We start from the raw sequence: 8647 nt of genomic DNA, 5'->3' as shown, positions 1-8647 counted from the left end.
CTGCCGCTGTTCCGCACCTTTGCACCTTTTGTTGCCGGAATCGGCGCAATGAGCTATTCGCGTTTCACCTTCTTCAACCTGGCCGGCGCGATTTCATGGGTGGCATCGCTGTCCCTGGCAGGTTACTTCTTCGGCAATCTGCCGTGGGTGCAGAAGAATCTGACGGCAGTGATCCTGGGAATCATCGCTGTCTCGATGATTCCGGTAGCCATCGGTTGGTGGCAGCACAGAAAAGGCTGATTCAGCGCGAACGGCGTTTCTTGTCCATCAACTGCATGATCATCGGCGTGAAGATGATCTGCATGGCGAGGCCCATCTTGCCGCCGGGGCAGACAATGATGTTCGGCCGCGACATGAATGAGTCGTGGAGCATGCTCAGCAGGTAGGCGAAGTCGATGCCGTGCGGGTCGGCAAAGCGAATGACCACAAAACTCTCGTCAGGCGAAGGAATGTCCTCGGCGATCAGCGGATTGGATGTGTCGACGGTTGGTACGCGCTGAAAGTTGACGTGGGTTTGCGAAAACTGCGGGCAGATGTAATTGATGTAGTCCGGCATGCGGCGCAGGATGGTGTCCATTACCGCTTCGGTCGAATAGCCGCGCTGTGCCTTGTCGCGATGAATCTTCTGAATCCATTCGAGGTTGATGATCGGTACGACGCCGATGCGCAAATCGACGTGCTTGGCAACATCGATATTGCCGGTTTTGGCGGCGCCATGCAGTCCTTCATAAAACAGGACATCGGTGCCTTCGGGCAAATCCTGCCATTCAGTGAATGTGCCCGATTCCGCTCCGAGACGCTTGGCCTCTTCAATGTCGTGTACGTAATAGCGGCGTTTGCCGTTGCCGGTTTCACCATATTCCCGAAACAGTTCTTCAAGTTCGGCGAGCAGGTTGGCTTCCGGGCCAAAGTGGCTGAAATGGTTGTCACCTGCAGCGGTGAATTCCTCCATCTTGGATTTCATTGCCATGCGATCATAGCGGTGGAAACTGTCACCCTCGACAATGGCGGCATTGATGTTCTCGCGCCGGAAAATGTTCTGAAAGAATCGCGTGACCGACGTAGTGCCGGCACCCGACGATCCGGTAATGGCGATGATGGGGTGTTTGGTCGACATGACTCGTCTCCTGTGTATTCGAAAATTTTAGGTAAAGCCGCAGCGCCGTTTAATCGGCACGGAACAATGTGCGTTTGGCAAAAAGGGGCGAGCTGAACGGCTTGTCTTCGCCGCTGAGAAATTCACGGTGGTAGCGTTCAATGCGTTCGACTTCGTCGCGTGAGCCGAGAATGACCGGCAGTTCCTGATGTAGTCCGGTGGGAACCACGTCGGCGATCCGCTCGTAACCGGTTGACGCCAGGCCACCGGCCTGTTCGACGATCATGGCCATCGGATTCGCCCGGTGCAAATGTTCGAGGTAGCCGTGTTTTTCCAGATCCTTGGTGTCACGCGGATACATGAAAACGCCGCCGCGCATCAAAATGCGATGCACATCGGCGACCATCGCCGCCACCCAGCGCATGTTGAAGTCCTTTTCACGAACGCCGGTTTCGCCGGCTAGGCATTCTTCGACATATCGGCGGATCGGTGGCTCCCAGAAACGTTCATTGGACGCGTTGATGGAAAAATTACGCGTTTCAGCCGGGATTTGCAGATTCGGATGCGTCAGCAGAAACTCGCCGATGTCGCGATCCAGGGTAAACCCGTGCGTTCCGTTTCCAACCGTCAGCACCAGCATCGTCGATGGCCCGTATATCGCGTAGCCGGCAGCAATCTGGCAACTTCCAGGCTGAAGAAAATCGGAGACCGATGGTTCGTGAGAGTCTTCGGGACAACGCAACACCGAAAAGATGCTGCCGATCGAAAGATTGACGTCGATATTCGACGCGCCATCGAGCGGCTCGAAGACCAGCAGATACTTGCTCGGCTCGCCATCGGTCGGAATCAACTTTATGTCTTCCATGTCGCCGGAGGATATGGCGGCCAGATGACCACCCCATCCGCAGTGTTTGAGAAAGGTTTGGTTGGACAACAGATCGAGCGTCTTCTTCGTGTCGCCCTGAGGATAATGCCTTCCTGGTTCGTTTGACGTTCCGGCCAACACCCCGCGAGAGACCACCTGTCCGATGGCTTTGCAGGAACGCACGACGTCGCTGAAAAGCATCGAAAACTCGCCTGTCAGCGCAGGATTGCGGCGACGCTCCTCGACCAGATAGGTATTTATGTTGGTGCGTCCAAATAACATGGTAGTACCCCGGATAAAAATTAGTGGCTTACAAACGCGTTTTTGTGGGGATTCTAGTGGTGTAATAGAAAAACACCAGTTAAACGTGTTGTAGATATTCTTTAGTAAAAGCTAACCTATGCGGAATGCAACGATTCGCCAGCTCCAGATTTTCTCGGTGGCCGCGACCCACTTGTCTTTTGCGCGAGCGGCGGAAAAGCTGCATCTTACACATGCTGCGATTTCGCTGCAGATCAAACAACTGGAAGAAGTCTTCGGCGCCGCGTTGTTCGATCGCATCGGGAAACGGGTGTTTTTGACTGAAGCCGGCCAGATTCTACTCGATCATGCCCGGCAAATCCTGCAATCGCTCAAAGAGGCCGATGAGTCACTGATGGCATTGAAAGGCCTCAAGGGTGGGCGAGTCGCGATCGCTGTGACCAGCACTGCCGAGTACTTTGCCCCCGGACTGCTCGCCGAGTTTCGCCGGGCGCAAGCCGATGTGCGCGTGCGCTTGCTGGTAAACAACCGTGAAGAGGTCAACCGCCTGCTCATTTCCAACGAGGTTGATCTGGCGATCATGGGTCGTCCGCCCGTGGGCTTGGAGGCCCAGGCAGTGAGTTTTGCCCCGCATCCGCTCGTCATCATCGCTGCTGCAGACCATCCGCTGGCCGGGCGGGCTCGTATTTCCTCCGATGAGCTTGCCGACGAAACGATGATTGTTCGTGAGGCAGGCTCGGGAACGCGTTCGGCGATGGAAGAGTTTTTCCTCCAACGCGCGATCAAGCCACGCATCGACATGGAGATGGGGAGCAACGAAGCCATAAAACAGGCGGTTGTCGCGGGGCTCGGCATCAGCTTCATTTCGCAACACACGTTGGGGCTCGAACTCAGTGTCGGACGCCTGGTCGTGCTCAAGGTTGAAGGCACTCCGGTGATGCGTCGCTGGTTTCTTGTGCGGCACAAGAGCAAGCGACTGACGCCCGCGCTGGGTGTTTTCTGGGACTTCGTGCTCGCATCCGCCCCGGAATATCTGAAGAGGTTTGCCTGATGCGGCTTTACCGGTTGCCGTGAAATGGGCGCAACGCGAGAACGATTCCTGCGCACGCGCCTATCGGCGACTCATGGCGCCGCTTCCGGGCCGATGCGTGAGACCATCCGGCCGAGAGCGAGGCCTGCCCACAGCGAGAGGGTCTGCGTTTGCATCAATCGCAGCGCTTCCGCGCGATCAATGACCAGCGGCCGGATATCTTCTCCTTCGGACGATACGCCATGCGTTCCGACCGCTTGCGATGCATCGACGCGGGCAATGAACAGATGGACCCGTTCGCTGCTCAGATGCGGAGCGGTCAGGTAGCTGCCAATCGGTTCGACAGCCAGGGGAGTCAGGCCGGATTCCTCCTTGATTTCCCGAACGATGGTTTCCATGGGCGACTGCCCGGTCTCGATACGGCCGGCCACGATGTCAGGCAGCCACGGGTCCACGCCGGCGGCATAGGCGCCGGCTCGAAACTGTTCGACCATGACGAATTTGTCGAGCACCGGATCGTACAACACGGCTGCGGCGACATCGCTGCGTTCCAGCACTTCCCGCTCCAGCGGCACCGACATGCCGCCACCGAAAAGTTCATGTTCGACGGTTAGCCGCCGCAAGCTGAAAAACCCGGAATAACCCAGCCGTTCCTTGAGAAGCCTGACTATCATTTACCGTCGATCAAGAGCAGGAGGCTGGATTCATGACTTCTTCTTGGTCATTTCCTCGATAGCCTGGCGCATTTCGGCGTTAAGAATATCGGTGTCCGTACCATAACAGCCAAGCACCTGGATTTCTTCGACCTCGGAAGGCGCGGTGCCGCCCTGGCCCGATTGCGAATTGGCCGCGCCAAAATGCTGCGCTTTCCATTGCGCGACTTTCAACTCCTGCTGCGTCAGTCCTGTCTGGAAGTCAGGTGGAATCACGGCCCCAAGTTCGATCAGTACCTTGACCACCTCGGTCCGGCCGCCGCGGATGGCCATGGAGAGCGGTGACTTGGAGTCACGATTGTCAGGGAAGTTGACCGTGGCACCGCGGATGATCAGTTCGCGCACAATTTCGGCGAAGCCCATGAAGCAAGCCATGGCTAGCGGAAGCCCCGAGTCCCCCTGGCCATCGTGAAGTTCAACTTGAGCGCCCGCATCAAGGGCGGCAATTACTTCGGACAGAAGGCCCGTGCGAATCGCTTTGATCAGATCTGCAGGTGGGCTCAAAACGTAATCTCCAAGTGGTGGGAAGCGCGACCGACTGTCTAAATTCTATCAGCAGTCGCGGCGCTCTGACAGCATTCGCTGATGAACGGTTCAAATCAGACTGCCAGCATGGCGACTGCCACCGCCTCGGCAATCCTGATGCCGTCGATGCCGGCAGAAAGGATTCCTCCCGCGTATCCGGCACCCTCGCCGGCCGGATATAGACCCTCTACGTTCAGGCTTTGGAAATCCGCGCCACGGGTGATGCGCAGGGGCGATGAAGTGCGGGTTTCGACACCGGTCAGCACTGCATCGTTCATGTCGAAGCCCTTGATCTGACGACCGAAGGCCGGCAGCGCTTCGCGAATCGCCGAGATGGCATAGTCGGGCAGAGCGTTAGAGAGGTCGGTCAGGTGTACGCCGGGCTGGTACGAGGGGATGACCGTTCCGAGCCGCGTCGACGGGCGCCCTGCCAGAAAGTCTCCGACCAGTTGCCCCGGCGCTTCGTAGGTGCTGCCACCCAGTTCGAATGCGTGGCGTTCGAGTTGGCGCTGGAGGCGGATGCCCGACAATGCATGAAGCGGGTCGCCAACATTGCTGCCGGGGTAGTCCTCCGGCGTTATACCGACAACGATACCCGCATTGGCGTTGCGTTCCGCGCGCGAGTACTGGCTCATGCCGTTGGTGACTACACAGCCTTCTTCCGAGGTGGCGGCAACCACCTGCCCGCCAGGGCACATGCAGAAGCTATAGACAGCTCGGCCGTTGGCCGCGTGATGAACCAGCTTGTAGTCGGCCGCGCCGAGCAGCGGGTTGCCGGCGTTCGGCCCGAGGCGCGCCCTGTCGATCAGAGATTGCGGGTGCTCGATGCGGAAGCCGACCGAAAATGGCTTGGCCTCCATGAATACGCCGGTTGCGTGCAACATCTCGAAGCTGTCCCGGGCGCTATGGCCGAGTGCCAGAACAACGTAGTCGGCCGCAATTTCCTCGCCGTTCGCCAGTCGCACGCCACGCATCCTGCCGCGCTCGATACGCAAGCCCGTGACACGGCTCTGGAAGCGGATTTCGCCGCCCAGGGATTCGATCTCCCGGCGCATGTGTTCGACCATGCTGACCAGCCGGAAGGTGCCGATGTGCGGCTTGGCGTCGTAAAGGATTTCTTCCGGCGCGCCGGCCTTCACGAACTCGGTCAGAACCTTGCGCCCGAGGTGCTGCGAATCCTTGACCTGGCTGTACAGCTTGCCGTCGGAAAAGGTTCCGGCGCCGCCTTCGCCGAACTGGACATTGGACTCCGGATCGAGCACCTTGTTGCGCCAGAATCCCCAGGTGTCTTTGGTGCGTTCGCGCACCGCTTTGCCGCGTTCGAGCACGAGGGGGCGAAATCCCATTTGCGCCAGCACCAGCGCAGCAAAGATGCCGGCCGGTCCGAAGCCAATGATCACGGGGCGCGTGGCGAGATGGGCCTTGGCAACGAAGTGGTAGCTGGTATCCGGCGTCGGCCTGATCTTCTGATCGTCGGCAAATTTGTCCAGTAGTGCCGCGTCGTTGTCATCCTCACTCTCGCTCACGACCCCGACCTCCACGTCGACCGTGTAAATGAAGCTGAGGGCGTACTTCTTGCGGGCGTCATGGCTGCGTTTGAAGACCGAGATGCTGCGAATGGCTGTTTCGGGGAGGCCCAGGCGCCTTGCTGCCGCCGCTTTCAGGGCTTCAGGCGGATGTTCGAGCGGCAGGCGGAGATCGGTTATTCGCAGCATGTCATCTTGATGCAGTGTGCCGTCAGGCCAGGGGCATTCACGCTTGCTGACCGTAGCTGCCAAACTTCTCCAGTACCCTGGCCATCTCTGCGGCATCGAGCAGAACCGGCTCGCCGAGCTGGCAGGCGCGCCAGTAGTGCTCGCACAGTGTTTCGAGCTCAATGCCGAGATCGAGCGCCTGCCCAAGATTTTGTCCAAAGGCGAGCATGCCGTGGTTGGCCAGCAGGCAGGCGTTGCGGCCCTCCATGGCAGCCAACACCGCGTCGGACAGGGCCTGCGTGCCGAAGGTCGCGTAGCTCGCGCAGCGCAGCGTTGCGCCACCGAAGCGCGCGATCATGTAGTGGAAGGGCGGAATGTCGCGGCGATGACAGGCCAGGCTCACGGCGAATGGCGAGTGTGCGTGCAGCACGGCGCCGGCTTCCGGGCGGGCAGCGTACAGGTCGCGATGGAAGCGCCATTCCGACGAAGGTTTGCGCGGGCCGGAATGCGTTCCGTCAAGGCGCATGAAGACGATGTCTTCGGGCTTCAGGCTCGCGTAGACCATGCCGGTGGGCGTAATCAAGAAGCCGGACTCTCCACCTTCATCGGCGCGAACACTGAGGTTGCCGGCGGTGCCCTTGTTGAGTCCTGCTGCGGCCATGTGGCGGACGGTGTCGATCAATTTTTCGCGCAGTTCAAGCATGCCTGTCTTCCGGGTAGAGTTTGCGCAGGCCTTCGGCCGTCGCCGGCGCGCTGCCGCGTTCGGTGATGATTGCCGTAACGAAGCGCGCCGGTGTGATGTCAAAGGCCGGGTTGGCGACTTGTTCATCGGGTGGCAACTGGCGCAAGGAGCCTGGGCTGCCGGGTTGCCCCGACGAATCAACTTCGCCGGTGAGTCCGCGCACGACGCGCAGTTCGTCGCCGCTGCGTTCCTCGATGGGAATCTCCATGCCGCTTGCACAATCGAAGTCGATGGTCGAACGCGGCGCAGCGACAAGAAAAGGCACCACCGCTTCGTGTGCGGCCAGCGCCTTGAGATAGGTTCCCACCTTGTTGGCGACGTCGCCATTGGCCGCGATGCGATCGGCGCCGACGATCACCGCATCGATAGCGTTGGCTCCCTTGCGCTCTAGCAGCCAGCCGGCGGCGTTGTCGGCGAAGAGCGTATGCGGTACGCCATGCTGCATGAGTTCCCACGCCGTCAGCAGGCCCTGATTGCGTGGCCGGGTTTCGGAAACCCAGACGTGAACGTCGATGCCTGAATCGAAAGCGGCGTAAACGGGAGCCAGTGCCGTGCCGAAGTCGACGGTAGCCAGCCAGCCGGCATTGCAGTGCGTCATGATATTCAAATGACCGCGTTTTTCGGCGAGCGGACGCAGCAGAGCCTTTCCGTGCTCGCCGATGCGTCTGCATTGCGCGGCGTCCTCTTCCGCAATTGCACCGGCCTCCTGCCAGGCGGCGTCGGCACGTTCGCCTGGATCAAGCGGCAACAGTCGTGCTTGCATGTGGGCAAGTGCCCAATGCAGATTGACCGCGGTTGGGCGGGTGGTTGCAAGTGTGGCAACGGCGCTGGCAAGCGTTGCGTCGTCCGGGTTTTGCTGGAGTGCGAGTGCCAGTCCGTAGGCGGCTGTTACCCCGATCAACGGTGCGCCGCGCACCTGCATCGATCGAATGGCGTGCGCAGCGTCCTCCAGTGTTGTCAGACGAAGAACGCGGTATTCATGCGGCAAGGCAGTCTGGTCGATGATATCGACGGCACGCGCCTCAGGCGCTGGCACGAGCGTGCGTGTGTGAACGTTGTTGACCTTCATGGCCGGCATTCTAACAGTCGGCGCATCAGGCCATATATTGCCGGGATGGCGTTACGCGGCGATCCCGCTATTCAGGGATTAGGGGGCTTCATTCGGACGACAGGGCGCGCCGCTCGGCTTCGACACGCGCCATGAAGCGCTGAATCAGGGTCTCGTCGTGTGGCGACAGGTTGAGAAACCGGCATCCCATATGCCAGAGCGGTTTGCCCGTGCGGGCTTCCGTGGACATGATGTAGCGAACCTCCAGGGTCACGGCAAACATTCCGGATTCGCGCAGGTCAATCCAGCTGTTCTCGAGTTGTGTCAGAGGGTCGTAGGCCAGTTGTTCCGCCACCTGGATGCCGATCCCGCCAACCGAAATATCGCGCAGCGGCAGGGTCTTTTCTTCAGCCGATCCACAAGGCGTCTCGTCGCTGCAGGCGAAGGATGTTCTTCGGCAAAGGCACGGTGAACACCTGTTCGCCATTTATCTTTGTCATTCGTGCCTGCCTGGCGTGAAACTGGATGCGAATGCCTTCCAGCACGCCGGCGAACAGGCAACGATCGGCTTTCAGGAAGGCACGGTTGGTTTCTTCACTGCCACCGATATCGAAGATCAGTTGGTCCTCATCAGCGAGGACGTCGATCAATACGGTAAGAAAGCTTTGCCTGC

The 8647-nt window shown here is 59.5% G+C and carries 11 protein-coding genes; 2 read left to right on the top strand and 9 right to left on the bottom strand.

The genetic code is table 11. The features are described 5' to 3' along the window. Positions 1-240, top strand: a 240-nt coding sequence (locus PROAA_RS06820) for an SNARE-associated domain-containing protein (RefSeq protein WP_483771108.1), incomplete at its 5' end; no start/stop codon positions are given. A 1-nt stretch (position 241) separates the two neighbouring features. Here PROAA_RS06820 and PROAA_RS06815 read toward each other — a convergent pair. Both PROAA_RS06815 and PROAA_RS06810 read right to left on the bottom strand, forming a co-directional pair. After that, complete coding sequence (locus tag PROAA_RS06815; RefSeq protein ID WP_186410623.1) at positions 242-1117, bottom strand: phosphoribulokinase; 876 nt, start codon at positions 1115-1117, stop codon at positions 242-244. Positions 1118-1166: 49 nt separating this feature from the next. Next, positions 1167-2243, bottom strand: a complete 1077-nt coding sequence (locus tag PROAA_RS06810; RefSeq protein ID WP_186410622.1) for a class 1 fructose-bisphosphatase — start codon at positions 2241-2243, stop codon at positions 1167-1169. A 118-nt stretch (positions 2244-2361) separates the two neighbouring features. Here PROAA_RS06810 and PROAA_RS06805 point away from each other — a divergent pair, with 118 nt between their 5' ends. Further along, positions 2362-3273, top strand: coding sequence for a LysR family transcriptional regulator (locus tag PROAA_RS06805; protein ID WP_186410621.1), 912 nt, complete (start codon positions 2362-2364; stop codon positions 3271-3273). Positions 3274-3344: 71 nt separating this feature from the next. On the opposite strand, the gene PROAA_RS06800 is transcribed toward PROAA_RS06805, so the two are convergent. The 7 genes from PROAA_RS06800 to PROAA_RS06770 all read right to left on the bottom strand — a co-directional run. Then, positions 3345-3926 (bottom strand): NUDIX domain-containing protein, encoded by a 582-nt coding sequence (locus tag PROAA_RS06800; protein WP_186410620.1) that lies wholly within the window; start codon positions 3924-3926, stop codon positions 3345-3347. Positions 3927-3956: 30 nt separating this feature from the next. Beyond that, positions 3957-4469, bottom strand: a complete 513-nt coding sequence (locus PROAA_RS06795; protein WP_186410619.1) for an ankyrin repeat domain-containing protein — start codon at positions 4467-4469, stop codon at positions 3957-3959. A gap of 95 nt (positions 4470-4564) precedes the next feature. Then, a complete protein-coding gene (locus PROAA_RS06790) occupies positions 4565-6205 on the bottom strand; it encodes an NAD(P)/FAD-dependent oxidoreductase (RefSeq protein ID WP_186410618.1) in 1641 nt (546 codons plus the stop codon). A gap of 37 nt (positions 6206-6242) precedes the next feature. Continuing rightward, positions 6243-6887 carry a class II aldolase/adducin family protein gene (locus PROAA_RS06785; RefSeq protein ID WP_186410617.1) on the bottom strand — a complete coding sequence of 215 codons (645 nt, stop codon included), beginning with the start codon at positions 6885-6887 and terminating at the stop codon, positions 6243-6245. Beyond that, positions 6880-7995 (bottom strand): S-methyl-5-thioribose-1-phosphate isomerase, encoded by a 1116-nt coding sequence (gene mtnA / locus PROAA_RS06780; protein WP_186410616.1) that lies wholly within the window; start codon positions 7993-7995, stop codon positions 6880-6882. Before mtnA ends, PROAA_RS06785 begins: the two co-directional genes overlap by 8 nt. Positions 7996-8083: 88 nt before the next feature. Then, the gene (locus PROAA_RS06775) at positions 8084-8461 is read right to left on the bottom strand and encodes a PilZ domain-containing protein (RefSeq protein WP_281182251.1); all 378 of its coding nucleotides are present in this window, start codon (positions 8459-8461) and stop codon (positions 8084-8086) included. Further along, positions 8382-8647 (bottom strand): flagellar regulator YcgR PilZN domain-containing protein (locus PROAA_RS06770; RefSeq protein ID WP_186410614.1); only part of this gene is annotated, 266 nt, incomplete at its 5' end. The genes PROAA_RS06770 and PROAA_RS06775, both read right to left, overlap by 80 nt.

Source organism: Candidatus Propionivibrio aalborgensis (assembly GCF_900089945.1).
GTDB classification, from domain to species: Bacteria; Pseudomonadota; Gammaproteobacteria; order Burkholderiales; family Rhodocyclaceae; genus Propionivibrio; species Propionivibrio aalborgensis.
The sequence above is the reverse complement of the archived record's forward strand: the minus strand, read 5'-3'. Positions and strand labels throughout refer to the sequence as shown.

Bases quoted from the DNA above. Each gene is read 5' to 3' on its own strand.
- PROAA_RS06790 (WP_186410618.1), bottom strand. From the start codon at position 6,205: ATGCTGCGAATAACCGATCTCCGCCTGCCGCTCGAACATCCGCCTGAA.
- PROAA_RS06775 (WP_281182251.1), bottom strand. From the start codon at position 8,461: ATGGCGAACAGGTGTTCACCGTGCCTTTGCCGAAGAACATCCTTCGCC.
- PROAA_RS06810 (WP_186410622.1), bottom strand. From the start codon at position 2,243: ATGTTATTTGGACGCACCAACATAAATACCTATCTGGTCGAGGAGCGT.
- mtnA (WP_186410616.1), bottom strand. From the start codon at position 7,995: ATGAAGGTCAACAACGTTCACACACGCACGCTCGTGCCAGCGCCTGAG.
- PROAA_RS06805 (WP_186410621.1), top strand. From the start codon at position 2,362: ATGCGGAATGCAACGATTCGCCAGCTCCAGATTTTCTCGGTGGCCGCG.
- PROAA_RS06800 (WP_186410620.1), bottom strand. From the start codon at position 3,926: ATGATAGTCAGGCTTCTCAAGGAACGGCTGGGTTATTCCGGGTTTTTC.
- PROAA_RS06785 (WP_186410617.1), bottom strand. From the start codon at position 6,887: ATGCTTGAACTGCGCGAAAAATTGATCGACACCGTCCGCCACATGGCC.
- PROAA_RS06815 (WP_186410623.1), bottom strand. From the start codon at position 1,117: ATGTCGACCAAACACCCCATCATCGCCATTACCGGATCGTCGGGTGCC.